This is a genomic window from Mesorhizobium sp. RCAM 06353, assembly GCF_059683585.1.
In genome coordinates, this window is the sequence record NZ_CM185031.1 from 1,526,327 (window position 1) to 1,547,882 (window position 21,556).

The following is a 21,556-nucleotide window of genomic DNA, read 5'->3' on the forward strand; positions in this document are numbered from 1 at the left end:
CATGCTTCGCGTCCTGGTGACCAGGCCGGAACCGGGCGCATCGCGCACGGCGCGGCGGCTTCAGGACATGGGATTCCAGCCGGTTGTTCTGCCTTTGACCGAAACTGTGGTCTTGCCGGTCGATGCCGGGCTCATTCCAGATGAGGCTGTCGCCGTTGCCGTCACCAGCGCCAATGCGGTGCGCCTTGCTTCAAAAGAGGTGATCGCGGCGCTTGCTGCTCTGCCTTGCCATGCCGTGGGAGCGAGAACCGGCGAAGCGGCGCGCAAGATGGGCTTTTCGTCCGTCATTGAAGGCTCTGGCGATGCCGAGGCGCTGGCCGACGGCATCGTGGCAGAGCTGCGGGACAAGACGATCGTCTATCTCTGCGGCCGCGTGCGGTTTCCGGTGTTTGAGGAGCGACTGGCTGCGGCTGGCATCCAGGTCCGTGCCGTGGAGACATACGATACGATTCCGATGCGGTATTCGGACGAGACGGTCCTAGCACGACTATCCGGCCAACCGATCGATGCGGTGCTGCTCTATTCGGCCAAGGCGGCGGCCGCGATGCAGGTTCTGGCCAGACGGCCGGCTCTGCAAGAGGTCTTTGAAAAGGCGCGTTTTTTCGCTCTTTCCGCGCGCATCGCCGCTGCTTTCAACGCCAGTGCTGGCAAAGCAATCGGCATTGCCCCACAGCCCGACGAGGAGGCGCTGCTGGCACTTTTGCGGGTGCTGCCCTGAGCCGCGTCATCACACCGCCCCTTTTCACCGCTTGGTGATGTGCTAGACCCTTTCTGAACCATCACACGCCGCCAGGCGTTGAGACGAAGCGAATTTGCGGAGCCCCGGCATGGTCAAGACGCCGAAGATGCGACACTCGAAAAGCCGCCGCGAGCCGGTGACCATCGATCTCGAGCCGGGCGCTGTCTCGCGCGTCGTCGACGAGGATGCCGCCAAGCCGGAGTCTGACGCCGAAGAAGCGCTGGTGGAGACCACCTCTCAAGCCGAGATTCCTGAAGAGCCGGTGCATGCCGACCAAGCCGATCTCGAGCCTTGGGAGCATACCGATGCCGCCGCAGCATCGCCCGAAGCAAACACATCCGCGGAGGCCAAAGCCGCTGAGCCGGACCTGCCCTATCCGGGTTCGGATACGCCCCCCACCAGCCGCACCAAGGCATCCGACTACAATTTCGAGGATGCATCGGCGAAGCGCAGCGACGACGGCAAGGCGAAAACTCAGACGCGGGACGAAAAGATGGCGCCAACACCTGCTGCGGCAAAGCGTGGCGGCCTCAACGGCGTCGCCGCCGGCATCATCGGCGGTGTCATCGCGCTGGTCGGCGCCGGCGGCCTGCAATTTGCCGGTCTGCTCGGCGCACCGGGTTCCGGCGCCGGTGTCTCGCTGGACGGCGTCAATGGCGAGATTGCTTCGCTGAAGAGCGACATCGCCGGCCTGAAGGAGGGCGGCGGCAACAACGACGCAGAGGCCAAAATGGTCGGGCTCTCCTCGGGCCTGGAGCAGGTAAAGGCCGATGTCGCTGCGCTGAAATCGGCGGTCGAACAGGGCGGCGCAGGCGACAATGCCGGGCTTGCCGCCCTTGGCGACAAGGTCAAGCAGATCGAAACCGCGGTCGCCGCCCTCGGCAAGGCCGGCAGCGCGGCACCCGTCGATCTTGGCCCGCTCAACGAAAAGCTGGCCGATCTCGACGCGCAGGTGAAGTCCGCCGGCGAGGCGGCGAAGGCGCAGGATGGTAGGCTCACGGCGCTTGAGCAGTCGGTGTCGCAGCTTTCCGGCAAGGTCGAGGCGGCGGCAGGACAGCCGAAGATCGCGCTCGCCATCGCCGCGTCGGCTTTGAAGTCGGCGCTCGAACGCGGTGCGCCGTTCTCGGCCGAACTCGATACGCTGGCCGCGATTTCGCCTAATGCGCCTGAGATCGCGACTTTGCGGCCCTATGCCGAAAAGGGCGTGCCCACCCGCACCGAGATCGCCTCGCAGATGGATGCCGCCGCCAATGCCATGGTCGCCGCCGCAACGCCGGCCGATGAGAATGCCGGCTTCCTGCAGAACCTGATGTCGAGCGCCGAATCGCTGGTCAAGGTCCGGCCGATTGGTGCCGTCGAAGGCCCTGGCGCGCCGGAAACCGTGGCGCGCATGGAGGTTGCGGTCACCCAGGGCGACTATGCCAAGGCGCTCAGCGAATATGGCACGCTGCCCGAAGCTGTGAAGGCGGCGGGCGCCGATTTTGCCGGCAAACTGAAGGCGCGCATCGAGGTCGAAACCCAGGTCGACGCGCTGATCTCCGGCGCGATGAAGGCATGAGGGCAACACTATGATCCGCCTGCTCGCCTTCCTCATCGTCGTCTTCGCGCTCGGGCTGGGCTTTGCCTGGCTGGCCGACCGGCCGGGCGATATGGTCGTCACCTTCAACGGCTATCAGTATCAGGTCAGCCTGATGGTGGCGGCGGTGGCCGTCGTCACCGTCGTTGCCGCTGTGATGATCCTGTGGTGGCTGGTCAAGTCGCTGTGGAACAGCCCCTACACCATCTCGCGCTATTTCCGCGTGCGCCGCCGCGACCGTGGCTATCAGGCGCTGTCGACCGGCATGATCGCGGCCGGCGCCGGCGATGGCGCGCTGGCCCGCAAGAAGACCAAGGAAGCGGCCAAGCTGATTCGCTCCGACCAGGAACCGCTGATCCATCTGCTCGAGGCGCAGGCGTCGCTGCTCGAAGGCGATCATGAAGGCGCGCGCCAAAAGTTCGAGAGCATGCTCGACGATCCCGAAATGCGGCTGCTCGGCCTGCGCGGGCTTTATCTCGAAGCCGAACGGCTCGGCGACCGCAACGCCGCGCGGCACTATGCCGGCCGTGCCGCCGCCGTGGCGCCGCAACTGGCCTGGGCAGCCGAATCGACGCTGGAAGAGCTGACCGCGCGCGGCGATTGGGACGGCGCCTTGAAACTCGTCGATGCGCAGAAGTCGACGCGGCAGATCGAACGCGACGCCGCCAACCGCCGCCGCGCCGTGCTGTTGACCGCCAAGGCGCAGGCGCTCGCCGGCAGCGATCCTGCCACGGCAAGGACGGCGGCGCTCGAAGCCAACAAGCTGCAGCCGGATTTCGCGCCTGCCGCCGTTGCCGCCGCCGCCGCCCTGTTCAAGCAGAACGATGTGCGCAAGGGCTCGAAGGTCCTCGAAGCCGCGTGGAAGGCCGAGCCGCATCCGGAGATTGCCGAGCTCTATACCCATGCAAGGCCGGGCGATGCCGTACTCGACCGGCTCAACAGGGCGAAGAAGCTGCAGGAAATGAAGAAGAACCACGCCGAATCGTCGATGACGGTGGCGCGTGCCGCGCTCGACGCGCAGGATTTCCTGACCGCCCGGCGCGAAGCCGAGGCCGCGATCCGGATGGACCGCCGCGAGGGTGCCTATCTGCTTTTGGCCGATATCGAGGAGGCCGAGACCGGCGACCAGGGCAAGGTGCGGCAGCTGCTGTCCAAGGCGGTGCGGGCGCCGCGCGATCCGGCCTGGGTCGCCGATGGCGTGGTTTCCGAGCGCTGGGCGCCGGTATCGCCGGTCACTGGACGGCTGGACGCCTTCGAGTGGCGCGCGCCGATGGAACGGCTTGGCCAGTTGATCGACAGCCGTGACGATGTGCCGGACGCCGCAGTTGTCGCTATCGAAGCGCCGGCCAGGCCGGTGTCGGAAAAGCCGGTCGACGTCGTCGATCATGCTGTCCAGGGCAGCGAGGCAACCGGCAAAGGAACCGATAGAAGCGAAGATCATGTCACGCCGGTCACGGCCGCTGCCTTCGCAGCGGTGCCGGCTGATGCCGAGGCCGTCGAGCCGGCGGAAGAACTGGCGCGCTTGCCGGACGATCCAGGCGTCGATCCGGACGAGGAAGCGGAAAAGTCGCCGCGCCGGTTCCGGCTGTTTTGATATTGGGCCGGCCCTTGGGCCGTTGGGGAATGGATTGATGTTCGAACGCGTTCTGTCGTTTCTCAGGGATTTACCGGCCGCGTCCAGCGCGCATGCCAGCACGGATGATCCGCGCGTCGCGGCCTCGGCGCTGCTCTACCATGTGATGAATGCCGACGGCGTGCGCCAGGATGTCGAGTGGGAGCGGTTCAAGGCGGTGCTCTCCGAAAGCTACTCGATCAGCGGTGCCGAACTCGAAGCGCTCGCCGCCGCCGGCGAGCGTGCCGACAATGAGGCGATCGATCTCTATGCCTTCACCAGCGTGCTCAAGCGCCATCTCGACGCCGAGGGGCGCAAGGCCTTCATCGGCCTGATGTGGGAGATCGTCTATGCCGATGGCGAGCTGCACGAGCTCGAGGACAATACGGTCTGGCGTGTCGCCGAGCTGATCGGCGTCGAGCGCCACGACCGGGTCGAGGCGCGCCGCAAGGCGGCGGCGCAGGTGCCGGGTGCGCGTGGAACGTCCAGCGACGAATAGACGGGATTTCGCCTGACGATGCCGCGCAGAACGAGTTCGAAGCCAAAGATCCTGATCGTGCTGCACCAGGAGAATTCGAGCCCCGGACGCGTCGGCCACATGCTGCTCGAAGAGGGTTTCGAGCTCGATATCCGCCGCCCGCCACTGGGCGATTCCTTGCCGGAAACGCTGGATGGCCATGCCGGCACGGTGGTGTTCGGCGGGCCGATGAGCGCCAATGACGAGGACGAGTTCGTCCGCCGCGAGACCAACTGGCTGGAAATTCCGCTCAGGGAAAACCGGCCATGTCTCGGCATCTGCCTCGGCGCGCAGATGCTGGTCAATCATCTCGGCGGCAAGGTCGAGGGTCACGGCGAAGGGCTGGTCGAGATCGGCTGGTACCCGCTCAAGGCGACCGAGGCCGGCAGGGCACTGATGCACTGGCCTGACATGGTCTACCAGTTCCACCGCGAGGGCTTTTCACTGCCGAGGGACGCGACGCTGCTGGCGACGGCCGATACCTATCCCAACCAGGCCTTTCGCTACGGCGACAATGCCTGGGGCATCCAGTTCCATGGCGAACTGACAAGGGTGATGATGCAGCGCTGGGTGGTGCGCGGCGAGCATCGCTTCGAATTGCCGGGCGCGCAGCCCGGCCGCGATCACCTCGGCGGCCGGCTGATCTGGGACATGCATCTGAAACGCTGGCTGGACGAGTTTTTGCGCATGGTGTTCGGCAGGCCGGCGGTGCGATAGCTCCGTCTCCTTGTCTTGGCAATTCCGGACGGAGAACCGTTTCGCGTTTCTCTAGGGTTCGAGCACCGGCCGCAGGAAGCTGCGCTCATAGCTGAGAATGCTGCGATTGCGTTTTTCCGTTTCAAACACCTCCTGGCATTCCGGGTCGGCAGCCATCCGCTTGCGATAGTCCTCGTAGTCGGCAAGGCTCGGAAAGCTGAACATGGCATAGGCGATATTGTTCGCTCCTTCGCTGGGAAGGAAATAGCCATGATGGTTGCCGCCCAGGCGATTGACCAGACCGATCCAGCGACGGCCGTATTCTTCAAACTCGGCAAGCTTGTAAGGGTCGATAACATATTTCAGGTAACAGGTGATCATGGGAGCTCCTGTGACAGGGTGATTCTTGCTGAGCGTCAGTTTCGCCCGTTGAGGTGGCGCACCTTGCGCAATTGCGGAAACAGATACGCCCACAGCCCGGCGACCGCGATGGCGCCGACGCCGCCGATCACCACCGCCGGCACGGTACCGATCAGCGCCGCCATGGTGCCGGCGCGGAATTCGCCGACCTCGTTGGAGGCACCGACGAAAACCTGGTTGACGGCATTGACGCGGCCACGGACCTCGTCCGGCGTCCATAACTGGATCAAGGTTTCCCTGATGTAGACGCTGAACATGTCGGTGGCGCCGAGGAGGGCCAGTGCGACGATCGACAGCCAGGTGACTGTCGACAGGCCAAACAATACGGTGCAGGCACCGAATGCCGCGACGAAGCCGAGCATGATCTTGCCGGCATTGTCGCGAAGCGGGTGCCCGGCCAGCCAGACCGCAACGCAGATGGCGCCGATGCCGGGCGCCGAGCGCAGCAGGCCAAGGCCCCAGGGGCCGAGTTCAAGAATATCGCGCGCATAGACAGGCAGCAGCGCCGAGGCGCCGGAGAGGAGCACGGCGAAGAGGTCGAGCGAGATGGCGCCGAGCACGATCTTCTCGCTCCAGATGTAGCGAAAGCCGGCAAACAGCGTCTCCATCGTCGGCTTGTCGGTGGCGGTCTGCTGGGCAGGCTTGGGAATGGTGAAGATCAGCAGGCCGGCCACCAACATCAGCACAGAGGCGACGGCGTATGCAGCCTCCGGCGAAACGCCGTAGAGCAGGCCGCCGGCGACCGGCCCAACGATGGTCGCCGTCTGCCAGGCGGACGAGTTCCAGGCAATCGCATTGCCGAAATCCTCCGGCGGCACCAGATTGGCGAACAGCGACGACGAGGCCGGTCCGTAAAAGGCGCGCGCCATGCCGAACAGCGCCAGAACGACGAAGATCGGCAGCGGACTAACGAGGCCGCGCAGCGTGAAGTAAAGGAGAACGAGCGCGCAGCCCGCCTCGACCACCGTTGCCAGCGCCATGATCAGGCGGCGGCCGAAGCGGTCGGCGACGACACCGGTGACAAGCACCAAGAGCAGCGACGGCAGGAACTGGACGATGCCGACAATGCCGAGATCGAAGGGATCGCGCGTCAGATCATAGATCTGCCAGCCGACGGCGACCGAGACGATCATGGTCGCGAAAGTGGTGAGGAAGCGCGCCGTCCAGTAGCTGAGGAAGGCTTTGTGCCGGAAGGCGGCGTAACGCTGCTCCGGTGAAGTTTGTACTGGTGTCATGGAGAGAGGCCCCGTTGCGATGGCATTGATCGGCGGGGCACTTCCCGGATGGGCGCTGGTCCGACCAATGGAACGTCTAACAAAGTTCGCGGCGGGATGTGCGTTAAAATCAGGGCTGGATCAAGGGATTTTCAGCCTGTTCCTTCGATCGCACAAGGAAGTTACGGTCGCAGCGCGGCCGAAATTGCCTCGAGCCCGCCTCGCAACTCGGCTTCCGTCGGCCAGCCAAAACCGACGCGGAAGAAGCGTTTTTCCATTTCGAACCAGTGGCCCGGTCCAACATAGGTGCCGTGGTCTTCCAGCAGGTTCGCATAGAACCGGTCGAGGTCGAAACCGGGTTCGACGTTGAGGCGCGGGAAGCCGACGACGCCGCCTTCGGGCCTGATCCAGTCGACCAGCGGCTCGCGGTCGATCCAGGCCTGGACGATGTCGCGGCGCCTGGCCATTTCGGGCAGCAGCACGCCCAAGAAGGCATCCCGGCGCTCCAGCATGCCGCGCGCAATGCCTTCGTCGATGACGCTGCCGCAGATGCCGATCTGCTCCTTGGCGGCGAGGAATTTTTCCTGGAGCGCGGCATCGCTGGTGATCAGCCAGCCGATGCGGATGCCGGGAATGCCGAAGGCCTTGGACAGCGACGAGACGCTGATCGCCTTCTTGCTCAGCGAGGCCGCCGACGGCAGGCGCCTGCCATAGGAAAGGTCGCGATAGGTCTCGTCGACCAGCAGATGACAGTTGCTGGCCTCCGCGAGCGCCACCAGCGCGTCGAGATCGGCGCGGCTCATCATCGTGCCGGTCGGGTTGTGCGGACAGGTGACGCTGATCAGTTTCGTGTTCGGCCGCATCGCTGTCTTGACGGCCTCCACGTCGATGGCAAAGCCGTCGTCGAAGGCGAGGTCGACAAAGCTGATGGCGCAGCCGATCGCGCGTGGGGTTTCGATGTTGGTGGCGTAATTGGGCCTGATGACGACGAGGTGATCGCTCGCCGACAGAAGCGATGTCGAGATGATGAACAGCGCCCCGGCGGCCCCGGCGGTGACAAGGACATCACCGGGCGAAACGCCGGCATCCTGCGCCGCGATCAACGCCCGCAACCCCTTGTCGCCGCGATGCTCGCCATAGAAGAGCGTCAGATCAGGCAAGGACAGGCCGATGTCGGAGAGTTTCTGGTCGGCGATCGAGCTTTCGGAGAGATTGTAGCGAATACGGTCGTAGCCGTATTCCTCCGGTGCCTCTTTCTCGATCACCATCCTGGTGTAGTTCATGGCTTCCCCCAGATTACCTTTTGTCTGGTCTATCCAAGCCACAAAAACACGAAGCCTGCCAAGGCGGTTCGCCGGCAGGCTTCTGTTCCAGTCGTCCTAAATATTGGCTCAGGACTGAATTGCTCAGGCCGAAACCTTGACCTTGCGGACTTTGGCCTTGACGGGCACCACTTCGACGGCCTTGCGGCCGAGGCCTATCGACTTCGCCAATTGCGAGCGCGAGGCGGCGTAGTTGGGAGCAACCATCGGATAGTCCGACGGCAAGCCCCATTTGGCGCGGTAGGCGTCCGGGGTCAGGTTGAAATGCACACCGAGATGGCGCTTCAGCGATTTGAACTTCTTGCCGTCTTCGAGGCAGATGATGAAATCCGGCGTCACCGACTTCTTCGGGTTGACCGCGGGAACCAGCGGTGCTGCCACCGGCACGACCGGCTTGCCGAGCCCGCCGATCGAGGTGGCGACGCTGGCGATGAGATCGGCCAGGCCGGAGACGGGCAGGCGGTTCTTCTCAACGTAAGCGGACACGATGTGGGCGGTCAGCTCGAGAAGGTCGGTGCGAGCGTCGTTGCTATCGTCGGTCAATTCTTCCTCCGTCTATGGCGCCCGGCCTCGAAAATGGGGATCGTTTTCGAAAGGACGAGGCACAAAAATCAAAAAATGCTGAAGCGTCTTTAGCGTATCCAGTGGAGCACGCGGGCAGTGCGCGAAATTCCTAGTCGGCAAATCTGCATAACGCAATGATTTAGCGCGGCGTCACACGTTATTTTGAACAACTATACTAAACTGTAATACTATCAGACGATCAAGGCCTTGTCTCGCCACAGACGAAATCCGCCTTCGAAGGCACGTGTGTTGTCACCGCGCCTGGAGTCGGCCGGTAACTCGTCGAGCTTGTCGACATTGCCGCCGCCAATGACGACATAGTCTGGCTGCAGGGCGGCGCGCAGCCGGTTGACGACGTCGAAGACAGATTCGCGCCATTTCTTCTTGCCGCGCCTTTCCAGGCCGCGCTCGCCGACATAGTCCTCGAAGCTCCTGGTCTTCTTGTAAGGAAGGTGGGCGAGTTCCATGGGCAGGCCTACATGGTCGGCGATCATCGCCGCGCCGAGGCCGGTTCCGAGGCCAAGGAACAACATGCGCCCGCCTTCATAACTGCCGATGGCCTGCATCAATGCATCATTGACCACCTTGACCGGCTTGCCGAATTGCGCGGCGAAATCGAAGCCGGTCCAACCCTTGCCGAGGTTCATCGGGTCGAGCACCGGCTTGTTGTGACGCACCGGGCCGGGATAGCCCATCGAGATGACGTCATAGGACAAGCCCTCGGCGAGTTTCTTCACCGTGGCGATCATCTGCTGCGGCGTCAGATCCGGGCCGGAATCGGCCCGGCGCTCCTCACCGCCGGAGCTGGTCAGGATCTTGACGTGCGAGCCGCCAATATCGATCGCCAGCACGATCTTCTCGGCATCGGATGCTGTTTGCTTTGCGGCCTCGGCCATCGCGTCCCCTCCAGTCATGCCACTGGGTCGATCCAGCCATTGGGCGGTCCGAAGCCGGCCATGGCGTCAGCAGGCCCCCATGTCTTGGGCTCGTAGAGATGCGGCGACGTGGTGTCGCCGAGGACCGGCCCGACAATGCGCCAGGCGAGCTCGGCCGCGTCCTGGCGCGTGAACAGCTGGCCATTGCCGTTCATGGCGTCGCCGATCAGCCGTTCGTAAGGCGGCATGTCGCTCTTGCTGTCGTCGAGCGCCGTCAACTCCACCTGCTCGCCGACCATGTCGTCGCCGGGCGCCTTGCGCTGGGCGCCGATGGCGATCACCACCTGCGGATCGATACGGAAGCGCACGTAATTCTGATCAGCGGGCTTGATAGGGTCGAAGACGTCGAGCGGCGGCCGCTTCAGCCGCACCACCACTTCGGTGACATGCACCGGCATATTCTTTCCGGCGCGGATGAAGAACGGCACGTCCTGCCAGCGCCAGGTGTCGACGAAGAAGCGCACCGCCGCGAAGGTCTCGACCGGCGAGTTCGGCTTAACGCCGGGCTCGGCGAGATAGCCGGTGAACTGGCCGCGCACGACATCGTCCCTGGTCAAGGTGCGGATGGCCCGGAGCACCTGCACCTTCTCGTCGATCAGGTCGTCGGCCGAGCGGCCGACCGGCGGCTCCATGGCCAGCAGCAACAGGATGTTGAGCAGATGGTTCTCGATGACATCCCGGATGCAGCCGACATCGTCATAGAATTTACCGCGGCCCTCGACGCCGAAATCCTCGGCCATGGTGATCTGCACGCTCTCGACGTAATTGCGGTTCCAGATCGGCTCGAGGAAAGAATTGGCGAAGCGGAAATAGAGCAGGTTCTGGATCGCTTCCTTGCCGAGATAGTGGTCGATGCGGAAGATCGACTGTTCGTCGAACACCAGATGCAGTACCCGGTTCAGCCAGCGTGCCGACTGCAGATCATGGCCGAAGGGCTTTTCCACCATCAGCCGCGCGCCATGCGCGGTGCCCGACTGTTCCAACCCTTGCACGACCGTCTCGAACATGGTCGGCGGCACCGCCATGTAGTGCAGCGGCCGCTGGGCGCTGCCCAGTGCTGTCTTCAGCTTCTCGAACGTGGCCCCATCGCGATAGTCGCCGCTGACATAGCGCAGCAGCGAGGCGAATTTGGCGAACACCGTCTCGTCGATGGCGCCGAGCGCATGGACGATGCCGTCGCGGGCGCGGTCCTGCAACTGCTTCAAATCCCAGGCATCGAAGGCGACGCCGATCACCGGTTCGGTGAGCGTGCCCTTGGCGACCATCTGGTACAGCGCCGGAAATATCTTCTTGTGGGCGAGGTCGCCGGTCGCCCCGAAGAGCACCAGCGTATCGGACCGTTCCTGGCTCATGCGTGCGTCTCCCGCTGTGGCGTCACTTGCCGGCCTTCGGCTTCTCGATATGGCCGCCGAAGGCATAGCGCATGGCGGACAACAGCTTGTCGGCGAATTCGGATTCGCCTTGCGAGGAGAAGCGGTCGAACAGCGCCGAGGACAGCACCGGCGCCGGCACGCCGGTGTCGATCGCCGCCTTCAGCGTCCAGCGGCCTTCGCCGGAATCCGAAACCCGGCCGCCAAACTGCGCCAGGCCGGGATCGCTCTTCAGCGCGCCGGCGGTGAGATCGAGCAGCCAGGAGCCGATGACGCTGCCATGCCGCCAGACCTCGGCCACCTGGGGAAGGTCGATGTCGAACTGGTAGTATTGCGGGTTTTCCAGCGGGCTGGTCTCGGCGTCCGCCGTCCGCTGCCGCTTGCCGGCATTGGCCGATTTCAGGATGTTCATGCCTTCGGCATAGGCGGCCATGACACCATATTCGATGCCGTTGTGCACCATCTTGACGAAGTGGCCGGCGCCGCTCGGTCCGCAATGCAGGTAGCCGAAGGGCGCGGTTCCGCCAGCCTTGTCCGGGGTCGGCGCGCCGGCATCGGCGCCAGGCGCCAGCGTGGCGAAGACCGAATCGAGATGCTGCACCGCCACGTCGGGGCCGCCGATCATCAGGCAGTAGCCCCGCTCCAGGCCCCAGACACCGCCGCTGGTACCGACATCGACAAGATGGATGCCCTTGCCGGCCAGTTTCGCCGCCTGGTCGACAGCGTCATGATAGTAGGAATTGCCGCCGTCGATGACGATGTCGCCGGGCTCCATCAGGGCCGCGACCTGATCGATGATCTTGCCGGTGATCGCCGCCGGCAGCATCAACCAGACACAGCGCGGCTTGGCGAGTTTGCCGACGAATTCCGTCAGGGATGCCGCCCCGAGCGCACCGTCGCTCACCAGGGCCGCGACGCTTGCCGCGTTGATGTCATAGACGACGCATTCATGGCCGTCGCGCATCAGGCGGCGCACCATGTTGGCGCCCATCCGGCCCAGTCCCATCATTCCGATCTGCATGGTTTCGTCCCGATTGCTTGAGGAAAGAAAAAATCTATCGGCCCGGCTGCTTTAATCATGATGCGTCAATGCCGACGCTGAAGTCGACATTCTCCCAACGCATCGCATCGGGCCAGAAAAAGTGAAGACCAGGGTGCTCCCCTGCTCCAGTTCGGCGACCGGCAGGTCGACCAGATGGACGCCGAAAGCGTTTTCCCTGGTCTTGTGGTCCTCGATCGTCAGCCATTTGTCGCTGCTCCAATGGACAACGCCCGGCGCCGAAAGCTCGACCCGCAAAACCTTGCCGGTGGGGATGGAGCGGATCTTGTTGTTGAAGCGCCATATCCTGAGCGGAGAGCTTGTCTTGCCCTGGATGTAGCGCTCGACGCCTTGCGGCGGCATGTCGAAAACCGCACCGTCGCGCAGCGATCGCAACAGCTTGATGTGCTCGGCATGCGCCCAGACCAGCGGCATGGCGCTGCCGGAGGGTTTGCCCAGCCACAGTTCGCGATCCGGCACATCCGGGCTGTCCCAGACCTGTTCCGGCAGCAGCCCGCCTATACCCGCCGAGCGCTCGAAGGTTTCGAGAAGCTCCGCGGCTTTCTCCTTGCGGCCAGCCGCCAGCTCGTAATGCGCCCGCTCGCCGGTGAGCAGGGGCCAGGCGCGTCCCCGGCCGGTGCCGTCGAAAGGCGTGCCATCCTCGTGCTCGCCATAGCCGTCGCTGGTGTAGCGGTACCAGACCGGGCCTTGCGGCAGATCGCAACGCAACAGGGCATCGACGGCCTTGACGGTATCGACGATGCGCGGATCGTCGGCCGCCCTGAGGCCAAAGCGAACCAGGGCCAGGGCGTCGGGGCTGATTATGGCTTCCGCCGGCTTGTCGGTGTCGCCTGGCGCAACGGTTCTTGATCGGCACGAAGCCGTCCTTCGGCGAAGCGGCGCCCGCATCGTCCGGCGGCGCGATGCGGACATAATAGCCTCTGACGCCTGCGTCGATGCAGAGCTGAGTGCCCGTGACGTAGGTCCAGCGTTCGATTTGATCGTTCCAGCAATCAGCGGTTTCGCGCAGGTAGTTTGCCGGCTCACTCTTTCCGACGATGTCCAGCATGTCCGCGGCGGCAAGCAGCGCCGCGATCTCGACGGCCAGCGTGAACGGGCTGTAGCCGGCGTCTTCCTCCCAGCGGTCCTCGCCGGTGACGGGGCCGTTGCGTACGACGTAGGAGGCGGCGCCTTCGATCATCGGCAGGAAATCGGCGAGCCTGGCGCGCGGCAGGTGGCCCGCGCGGCGCAAGGCGTCTGCCAGAAGCAGCGGAAAGGCGCATTCATCCATCTGGATGCCGGGCCAATAGGCGGTGCCGTCCGACCAGACATTCTGCGGCCAGTGACCGTCCGGCTGCTGGATCGAGCGCAGATAGGTCAAGATCTGCAGCGCCTGTTTGCCGTCGCCGGCGGCAAGGAAACCACCAGCGGTCTCGACCAGGTCGCGAGGCCAGACCAGATGGTAGCCGCCGAGATCGTCGTCGCCCTTGTTGAAGCCCCATGGGATCGACAGGCTGGCAACGGCGGCACCCGGTCTCGCGACCGAGAGATGCGAGGCCAGAACCGCTGTGCTCACACGATAGGTGTTCAGCCCGGAGGCGGTGTGGCGATCGAGCTTCTCGAGCCTGGCCTGGAATGTTCGCCAGTTCTCGACATAGGTCGCGGCGGCGGCGTCGAAACCCTGCTTAAGACTGGCCAGCGCCAGGTCGGCGGCTGCTTCCGGCGACGCGCCGAAGCCGAGCGCCAGCAAGGCCGTGGTCTTGCCGGCGGAAAAGCCAATCTCGCCGGTCAGGGCGACATTGCCGTCTTCCGCCCGTTGGCAGGAGGGATCCAATGCACCGCCGTTCTGCAATTGCTGCCATCCGTCGGAGAAACCGACATAGCCGGCCGAACAGGTAGTCCAGGGCAGTGAGGAGACCAGCGCCAGGGATACGCCGCGCCCGGTGGCGAATAGCATGCGCTGGCCCTTGTGTTCACCGGCCCAGGCAGTGTTGCGCATGCCGGCGTTGACGAGGTGCGGCGCAAGCAGCGCGTAGACATGGTAGTCGACCACTGAGGCTTTCAGCGGTACGAATGCAATCTCCTGCAGCAGGACGGGCTGTTTCGGATCCGTAATGATGCGCTTTTCGATACGGTAGGCGCCATCTGTCGCGGTGTTGGTCAGCCTGTAGCCCGGCACGCCATCCTCGAAAGGCGCGATGGCGTGGGCGGCGTCGCGCTTCTCTTCCGAGAAATAGCCACCAGGGCCGGTGACGATCAGTTCCATGTCGCGTGTGCAGGCACTGTCGAGACGCGGATAGTAGATCTCGTTCAAGATGCCGTGGCTGATCGTGAACCAGAGTGGGCTCTTGGCCGAAAACGCGGTGCCAACGCCACTCTTGGCGCTTGATGTCCAGCGGGCCGGTATTCCGGGCGCGCCTATGGCAACGGTCGGCGTCACTGCCATCAATTGGCCTCCTGTCGTGCTCCTAGACCATGTGCCGGCAGCTTTTTCAATCATCGCACCGCAAGTTGATCGAAGGCATGCCAAGCTTTGCAGTTGACAGCTTGCGGTTCGTCTGAATTTGTCTGACAATAGATAAAAAACAGGGACTGGGCGTAACGATCATCAGGCGAAACTAGCAACTTTGGGAGGAAATCATATGAAGAAACTGCTCGTTCTGGGTGCGCTGGCGGCTATGTTGGCCTCGGGCACCGCACTTGCCGACACCAGCGGCAAGAAGATCGCATTCTCAAACAATTACGCCGGCAATTCGTGGCGGCAGGCGATGCTCGACAGCTACGGCATCGTCACCAAGAAGGCGGTCGACGACAAGGTGGTCGGCGCGGCCGACATCTTCACCACCGCCGACAAGGAAGTGCCGACGCAGGCGGCGCAGGTGCAGAACCTGATCCTGCAGGGCTATGACGCCATCGTCATCAACGCCGCCTCGCCCGACGCGCTCAATGGCGCCATCAAGCAGGCCTGCGATGCCGGCATCGTCGTCGTCTCCTTCGACGGCACCGTCACCGAGCCCTGCGCCTACCGCGTCGTCGTCGACTTCAAGGATATGGGCAAGCAGGAAGTCGAGCAGATGGCCAAGTTCCAGCCCAAGGGCGGGAACCTTTTGGAAATCCGTGGCCTTGCCGGCACCTCGATCGACGATGCCATCCATGCCGGCATCCTCGAAGGCGTCGCTGCCCATCCCGAATTCAAGATCGTCGGCTCGGTGACCGGTGACTGGGACCAGACCACCGCCCAGAAGGCGGTCGCCACCATCCTGCCCTCGCTGCCCGATGTCGTCGGCATCGTAGACCAGGGCGGTGACGGCTATGGCGCGGCGCAAGCCTTCGCCGCCGCCGGCAAGCCGCGCCCGACCATCATCATGGGCAACCGCCAGGATGAGCTGAAGTGGTGGAAGGAACAGAAGGACAAGGACGGCTACAAGACCTGGTCGGCTTCGATCGCGCCCGGCGTGTCGTCGCTCGCCTTCTGGGTGGCGCAGCAGGTGCTTGATGGCCGCAAGGACATTCCGCACGATCTCTTGGTGCCGTATCTCGCCTTCACCCAGGACGATTTCGAGGCAGCCCTGCCGAAGATCAAGGAAGGCGGCGTCGCCACCCACGAATACACGCAGGAAGACGCCCTAGCGGCGATCAAGGCCAACATCAAGTAAGTGTCACGGCAGCGTTGCCCTTCGTACCATCGCGCGGATATCTCTAAGCATGCCTGAAGGGAACGCTGACATCATCAAACTGAACGGCGCCGAAAAACATTTCGGCGCCGTTCGCGCGCTTGGTGGGGTGGATTTCCACGTCGGGCCCGGCGAGTGCGTCGGCCTGGTCGGCCATAATGGCGCCGGCAAATCGACGCTGATGCACATGGTGGCGGGCACGCTCACGCCCGACAGCGGCAAGATCGGCGTGCATGGCGGCATCGAGGACAATTACTCGGTGTCGCGGGCGCAAAAACTCGGCATACGCTGCGTGTTCCAGGAACTGTCGCTGTGCCCCAATCTCAGCGTCGCCGAGAACACACGCATCAACCACGCCTCGCTCTCAGGCTTCGGCTGGCGGCGCAGGGCGGCAGCACTGATCACCGCCAAGCTGGACGAAATCTTTCCGGACCACGGCATCTCGGCCTGGGACATTGTCGGCGACCTGTCGATCGGCCGGCGCCAGATGGTCGAGGTGGCGCGCGCCTTCACGGTGACGCAGGATCGGCTTGACCTCGTCATCCTCGACGAGCCGACCTCGTCGCTCGACGCGCATACGGCCGGCCAGTTGCTGGCCTTTGTCCGCCGCTTCGTCGCCGGTGGCAAAAGCTGCATCCTGATCTCGCATGTGCTGGGGGAAGTGCTGAAAAACGCCGACCGCATCGTGGTGATGCGCGACGGCAAGGTGGTCGTCGCCGACGCGGCAAGTGCCTTCGACCGCGACCGGCTGGTGACGGCAATGGGCGGCGCGGAAGCACGCCAGAAAATCGCGGCGGAGATTGCCGCAACCAAACCGGCGGCCAGCCCGTTGCGGGTTCGGGCGCGTCCCGCCGCGCAGAAGGACGGCACCGACCTTGTCGCCTGTGCCGGCGAGATCATCGGCCTTGCAGGGCTGGCGGGACATGGCCAGACCGACCTGCTGCTGGCGATCTTCAGCGGCGCCTCGCGCGCCAAGGCAGGCATCGAGGTGACTGCACCTGTGGCGCTGGTCGCCGGGGACCGCCAGTCGGACGGCATCTTCCCGCAATGGTCGATCGCTGAAAATATCGGCATCCGCTCGCTGGCGCGGCTGCGCAACGGGCTGCTGATCTCGCCGCAACGCGAGGCCGAACTTGCCGCGGTCTGGCAGAAGAAGATCGGCATCCGCACGCCCGACATGAACAACAACATTTTTTCGCTGTCGGGCGGCAACCAGCAGAAGGCGCTGTTTGCCCGTGCACTCGGCTCGGATGCGGAAATCGTGCTGATGGACGATCCGATGCGTGGCGTCGATATCGGCACCAAGCTTGAGGTCTATGACCTTGTTCGCGAAGAGGCGCGCAATGGGCGCACCTTCCTCTGGTACACCACGGAAACCGAAGAGCTCGACAATTGCGACCATGTCTATGTCTTCAAGAACGGCCGCATCGTCGCCAATCTGCGCCGCGACGAATTGACGGAAGAGAAGATCATCCAGTCCTCCTTCGGCGACGCGGCCTGACATGACCGCTGCCAGCCTCGACACCGGCCGAAAGAACTCCGCCGAGCGTGGCGCACTGGCCCGCACCCGCCTGTTGCGCGGGCTCCTGCCGGCGCTGTCGCTGACGCTGGTGCTGCTCGCCATCGCTTGGCTCAACCCGCGCGCCATCAGCTATTTCGGCTTCAGCCTGATGCTGAATCTGGCGATCCCGATCGCGCTCGCGACGATCGCCCAGATGTTCGTCATAGCAGGCAATGAGCTCGACCTGTCGATCGGCACCTTCGTCGGTTTCGTCGGCTGCGTCACCGCGACCTGGCTGAAGGACGCGCCGCTGATCGGTGTCGCCATCCTGCTCGGGTCGATCGGCGTCTATGCGCTGCTCGGCGCGCTGATCCATCTGCGCAATTTGCCGTCGATCGTGGTGACGCTCGGCATGAGCTTCGTCTGGCAGGGGCTCGCCATCCTCGTCCTGCCCAAGCCCGGCGGCAAGGCGCCGGACTGGCTGCTTGGGCTCACGGCGTTCAAGCCGCCTTTCGTGCCGTTCCCGATCATCGCGGCGCTGCTGATCGGGCTCATCGTCCATTTCGGCCTGATGCGCACCTCCTATGGCGTGATCCTGCGCGGTTCCGGCGGCAATCCGGCGGCACTCAAGCGCGCCGGCTGGTCGCTGCTGAAGACCAAGATCGTGCTGTTTGCGCTGGCGGGCCTGTTCGGCGTGTTGTCAGGCATGGCACTGATCGGCATCACCACCTCTGCGGATGCCAATATCGGCAATGGCTACACGCTGCTGGCCGTCGCCGGCGTCATCCTCGGCGGCGGCGAATTCGTCGGCGGCCGGGTTTCGCCGATCGGTGCGGTGATCGGCGCGCTGACTCTGGCGCTGGCGGCTTCGCCGCTGCTGACCTTCATGCACATCCCACCAGACTGGCAGGTGGCGGCCAATGGCGCCATCCTGATCATCGTTCTGGCGGCGCGGGTGCTGATCAGCCGCAGGGAGAGGTGAGCGATGGCAGTGGTTAGATCGCTGGTTACCAAACCCTGGATTTGGTCGTTTGTCGGCGCGCTTCTGGTGTGGCTGGCGACGATCGCCTTCACCGGCGGCTACGGCGCCGGCGGCATGGTCACGGCGGCCTTGTCGCTCGCGGTGTTCACCGTCATCGTCGGCGTCGGCCAGATGTTCGTCATCACGCTCGGGCCGGGCAATGTCGACCTGTCGCTGCCGGCCAATATCGGCCTGGCCAGCGCCGTCGCCATGAAGGTCATGGCCGGCAGCGATTCCATGATCGTGGTGGGGCTGCTGGCGGCACTCGCCTGCGGTGCTGCGATCGGTGCTGTCAACTATCTGCTGATCTGGGCGCTGCGCATTCCACCGATCATCGCCACGCTGTCGGCGAGCTTCATCATCCAGTCGATCGACATCAGCTATGGCCGCGGGCTGCAGATCAAGCCGCCGCCAGGGTTTGCCGATTTCGCCAATTGGCAGGTCCTGGGCATTCCGGTGCTGGCGATCCTCACCGTGCTGTTCACCATTGGGGCGGCCATCGCCTTGCAGCGCATGATCTATGGCCGCTCGGTGCTGGCGATCGGCCAGAACATCCGCGCCGCCTGGCTCGCCGGCGTCAATGTCGGCCGTATCCGCTTCCTCACCTACACGCTGTCGGGCGCGCTCGGCGGCATCGACGGCGCGCTGCTGGCTGGCTATTTCCGCGGCGCCAATGTCGATATCGGCAATGAATATCTGCTGGCCTCGATCGCCGTCGTCGTCATCGGCGGCACGTCGGTGGCCGGCGGCAAGGCCAATGTTCCGGGCGTCTGGGGGGCGGCGCTGTTTTTGGTGCTGTTGCTGACCATGCTCAACACATTTGGGGTCAGTGCCGGCGTGCGGCTGCTGCTGACCGGACTGATCATTGTCGGGGTCATTACGGCGGCGGGTGGGGAAAAGGCGGTGCGTTAGCGTGAAGGATTACGACGCGTTGACGCTGGGCTCCCGGACAATCGTTAGGCCAGCCCAACATCGGGTTCCCATTCGCGGCGCGGCCTAGTAAACCCTTCCGCGGTCGCAGTTGGCCTCGGGAGGGCTCCGCTTGTCCAGTTCTGTCAGCGTCGTGAACGAGAATGGCGTCGCCCTCGTCACCATCGACAATCCGCCGGTCAACGCGCTGAGCTTTCATGTCCGTGAACCGCTGATGCAGGCGCTCGTTGACTTGCGCGATGACGCTTCGGTCGCGGCTATTGTCATCGCCTGCGCTGGGCGGACTTTTGTCGCCGGCGCCGACATCACGGAGTTCGGCAAGCCGGTGCAGCAGCCTGACCTTCGCGCCATCGTTGCGACCCTGGAAACCATCGCCAAGCCGACCGTTGCCGCCATCCACGGCACCGCGCTCGGCGGCGGTCTCGAACTGGCGCTCGGCTGCCATTTCCGCGTTGCCGATGCCGGCGCCAAGCTCGGTCTGCCGGAGGTGAAGCTCGGCATCCTTCCCGGTGGCGGCGGCACGGTCCGGCTGCCGCGCCTGGTCGGCGCGGTGAAGGCCCTGAAGATGATTGTCTCGGGCACGCCGGTCGGCGCTGCCGAGGCGCATGGAGCGGGGCTCGTCGACGCTGTCTTCGAAGGCGATCTGGCCACGCATGCCTTGAACTTCGCCCGGGAAATCGCCCGCAAGGGTGGTCCGTTCACGCCGATGCGTGATCGCGATGACTTGCTTGGGGAAACCGACTTGGCGGCCTTCGATGCCGAGGCGGCAGACCTCGCGAAAAAGGCACGTGGTCTCGAAGCGCCAATCGCATGTGCGCAAGCGGTGCGCAATGCCGTCACACTGCCCTTCGACGAGGCGCTGGCGGCGGAGCGCGCGCTGTTCGTGAAGCTGGTTGCCAGCGACCAGTCGCGGGCGCAGCGTCATCTGTTCTTCGCCGAACGCAAGGCGGCAAAGGTTCCCGGCAAGGACACGCCCAAGCGCAGGATCGCGCGCGTTGGCGTCATCGGCGCCGGCACGATGGGCGGCGGCATCGCCATGGCCTTCGCCAATGGCGGCTTTTCGGTCACCTTGCTGGAAACCAGCGAGGAAGCGCTACAGCGCGGACTTGGCACGATCGACAAGAACTATGCCGTCTCCGTTTCGCGCGGCTCAATGACGGAGGACGCCAAGCAACAGCGGCTGGCTCAGTTCAAGGGCTCGACCGACTATGCCGATCTCGCCGAGTGCGACCTGATCGTCGAAGCTGTGTTCGAGGACATGGCGGTGAAGAAGGAGGTTTTTGGCAAGCTTGATACTGTGGCGAAGCCAGGCGCGATCCTTGCCACCAACACCTCCTATCTCGACATCAACGAGATCGCCGCCTCGATCTCGCGGCCGCAGGATGTGGTCGGCCTGCATTTCTTCTCGCCGGCCAATGTCATGAAGCTCCTGGAGATCGTGCGGGCCGAAAAGACCGCACCCGATGCGCTGGCGACCGTGGTCGACCTTGCGCGGCGGATCGGCAAGGTGGCGGTCGTCGTCGGCGTCTGCCACGGCTTCGTCGGCAACCGCATGCTGGCCGCGCGCGGTTCGGAATCGGAGGCGCTTCTGCTGGAGGGCGCGACGCCCAGCCAGATCGACAAGGCCTTCACCGATTTCGGCTGGCCGATGGGACCGTTCCAGATGGGCGATCTCGCCGGCCTCGATATCGGCTGGCGCAACCGCAAGGCGCGCGGCCTCACGGCCGTGATCGCCGACACGCTGTGCGAACAGGGGCGTTTTGGCCAGAAGACGGGCCGGGGTTTCTACCTCTACGCGGCCGGCGCCCGGGCGGGCGTTCCCGATCCCGAGGTCGAGGCGCTGATCCGCGACAAGGCAACCGAGAAGGGCATCGAGCCGCGCGCGATCGGTGCGGAAGAAATCATCGAGCGCACGCTCTATCCCCTCGTCAATGAGGGCGCCAAGATCTTGGGGGAAGGCATAGCGGCTCGCGCCTCCGACATCGACGTCGTCTGGGTCAATGGCTACGGCTTTCCCATCGGCAAGGGCGGCCCGATGTTCTGGGCTGGCCTCGAAGGTGCGGCCACGATCATCGAGCGGCTCGACTATTGGCATCAGCAGACCGGCAAGGACGTGTTCAAGCCGGCCCCGCTGCTGAAGCGGATGGCCGAGACCGGTTCCTGGGAGGCCGGGGCCTGATTGCCGCAGCGGCCAGGGACCACCTATCCCCGGTCTATTGCCAGCACGAAATCGCGCTCGACTCCCAGAATGGATCTGCGAATTGGCGTGCCTTGGCATATGCCGACCGTCGACGCCTTTGCCAAACGTTTCGGCTTGGGTTTCGACAATCTCAAAGCACCTGATCACCGCCCATGAGCAAGTGGCCGGGGCTTGGACATCGACTGGCTCTCACACCAATTTCAGCTCAATTTCAGCCCGAGATCAG

At 64.3% G+C, this 21,556-nt stretch carries 17 protein-coding genes and 1 pseudogene; 10 read left to right on the forward strand and 8 right to left on the reverse strand.

The window, feature by feature from the left end:
- Position 1 precedes the first annotated feature (1 nt).
- From AC56QX_RS07110 to AC56QX_RS07130, 5 genes are all read left to right on the forward strand, one after another.
- Complete coding sequence (locus AC56QX_RS07110; RefSeq protein ID WP_497114770.1) at positions 2-718, forward strand: uroporphyrinogen-III synthase; 717 nt, start codon at positions 2-4, stop codon at positions 716-718.
- Between the two features lie 109 nt (positions 719-827).
- Positions 828-2,297 (forward strand): COG4223 family protein, encoded by a 1,470-nt coding sequence (locus tag AC56QX_RS07115; RefSeq protein ID WP_497114772.1) that lies wholly within the window; start codon positions 828-830, stop codon positions 2,295-2,297.
- Positions 2,298-2,307: 10 nt separating this feature from the next.
- Positions 2,308-3,909 (forward strand): heme biosynthesis protein HemY, encoded by a 1,602-nt coding sequence (locus tag AC56QX_RS07120; protein WP_497114774.1) that lies wholly within the window; start codon positions 2,308-2,310, stop codon positions 3,907-3,909.
- A 37-nt stretch (positions 3,910-3,946) separates the two neighbouring features.
- Positions 3,947-4,426 (forward strand): tellurite resistance TerB family protein, encoded by a 480-nt coding sequence (locus tag AC56QX_RS07125; protein ID WP_497114777.1) that lies wholly within the window; start codon positions 3,947-3,949, stop codon positions 4,424-4,426.
- An 18-nt stretch (positions 4,427-4,444) separates the two neighbouring features.
- Complete coding sequence (locus tag AC56QX_RS07130) at positions 4,445-5,161, forward strand: glutamine amidotransferase (protein WP_497114779.1); 717 nt, start codon at positions 4,445-4,447, stop codon at positions 5,159-5,161.
- A gap of 51 nt (positions 5,162-5,212) precedes the next feature.
- On the opposite strand, the gene AC56QX_RS07135 is transcribed toward AC56QX_RS07130, so the two are convergent.
- The 8 genes and pseudogenes from AC56QX_RS07135 to AC56QX_RS07170 form a co-directional block, all read right to left on the reverse strand.
- Positions 5,213-5,521 (reverse strand): NIPSNAP family protein, encoded by a 309-nt coding sequence (locus AC56QX_RS07135; RefSeq protein ID WP_477235193.1) that lies wholly within the window; start codon positions 5,519-5,521, stop codon positions 5,213-5,215.
- A gap of 35 nt (positions 5,522-5,556) precedes the next feature.
- Positions 5,557-6,795: an MFS transporter gene (locus AC56QX_RS07140; protein WP_497114781.1), complete on the reverse strand. Its 1,239-nt coding sequence runs from the start codon at positions 6,793-6,795 to the stop codon at positions 5,557-5,559.
- Between the two features lie 161 nt (positions 6,796-6,956).
- Positions 6,957-8,057 (reverse strand): aminotransferase class I/II-fold pyridoxal phosphate-dependent enzyme, encoded by a 1,101-nt coding sequence (locus AC56QX_RS07145; protein ID WP_497114783.1) that lies wholly within the window; start codon positions 8,055-8,057, stop codon positions 6,957-6,959.
- 123 nt (positions 8,058-8,180) lie between these two features.
- On the reverse strand, positions 8,181-8,639 hold the full coding sequence (locus AC56QX_RS07150) for a Ros/MucR family transcriptional regulator (RefSeq protein ID WP_497114785.1): 459 nt from the start codon (positions 8,637-8,639) through the stop codon (positions 8,181-8,183).
- A 212-nt stretch (positions 8,640-8,851) separates the two neighbouring features.
- Entirely contained in the window at positions 8,852-9,556 is a 705-nt protein-coding gene (locus AC56QX_RS07155; RefSeq protein ID WP_497114787.1) for an ROK family protein, read from the reverse strand.
- Positions 9,557-9,570: 14 nt separating this feature from the next.
- Entirely contained in the window at positions 9,571-10,947 is a 1,377-nt protein-coding gene (gene zwf / locus AC56QX_RS07160; RefSeq protein ID WP_497114789.1) for a glucose-6-phosphate dehydrogenase, read from the reverse strand.
- Between the two features lie 22 nt (positions 10,948-10,969).
- Positions 10,970-11,986 carry a phosphogluconate dehydrogenase (NAD(+)-dependent, decarboxylating) gene (gnd, locus tag AC56QX_RS07165; protein ID WP_497114792.1) on the reverse strand — a complete coding sequence of 339 codons (1,017 nt, stop codon included), beginning with the start codon at positions 11,984-11,986 and terminating at the stop codon, positions 10,970-10,972.
- Positions 11,987-12,041: 55 nt separating this feature from the next.
- Positions 12,042-14,450, reverse strand: a pseudogene (locus AC56QX_RS07170) (glucan 1,4-alpha-glucosidase).
- Between the two features lie 196 nt (positions 14,451-14,646).
- Here AC56QX_RS07170 and AC56QX_RS07175 point away from each other — a divergent pair.
- From AC56QX_RS07175 to AC56QX_RS07195, 5 genes are all read left to right on the forward strand, one after another.
- Positions 14,647-15,660: an ABC transporter substrate-binding protein gene (locus tag AC56QX_RS07175; RefSeq protein WP_497114794.1), complete on the forward strand. Its 1,014-nt coding sequence runs from the start codon at positions 14,647-14,649 to the stop codon at positions 15,658-15,660.
- 49 nt (positions 15,661-15,709) lie between these two features.
- Positions 15,710-17,179: a sugar ABC transporter ATP-binding protein gene (locus tag AC56QX_RS07180; RefSeq protein ID WP_497114796.1), complete on the forward strand. Its 1,470-nt coding sequence runs from the start codon at positions 15,710-15,712 to the stop codon at positions 17,177-17,179.
- 1 nt (position 17,180) lies between these two features.
- Positions 17,181-18,161 (forward strand): ABC transporter permease, encoded by a 981-nt coding sequence (locus tag AC56QX_RS07185; protein ID WP_497114799.1) that lies wholly within the window; start codon positions 17,181-17,183, stop codon positions 18,159-18,161.
- Positions 18,162-18,164: 3 nt separating this feature from the next.
- The gene (locus tag AC56QX_RS07190; protein ID WP_497114801.1) at positions 18,165-19,112 is read left to right on the forward strand and encodes an ABC transporter permease; all 948 of its coding nucleotides are present in this window, start codon (positions 18,165-18,167) and stop codon (positions 19,110-19,112) included.
- A 130-nt stretch (positions 19,113-19,242) separates the two neighbouring features.
- On the forward strand, positions 19,243-21,309 hold the full coding sequence (locus tag AC56QX_RS07195) for a 3-hydroxyacyl-CoA dehydrogenase NAD-binding domain-containing protein (RefSeq protein ID WP_497114804.1): 2,067 nt from the start codon (positions 19,243-19,245) through the stop codon (positions 21,307-21,309).
- The last annotated feature ends 247 nt before the right edge of the window (positions 21,310-21,556 follow it).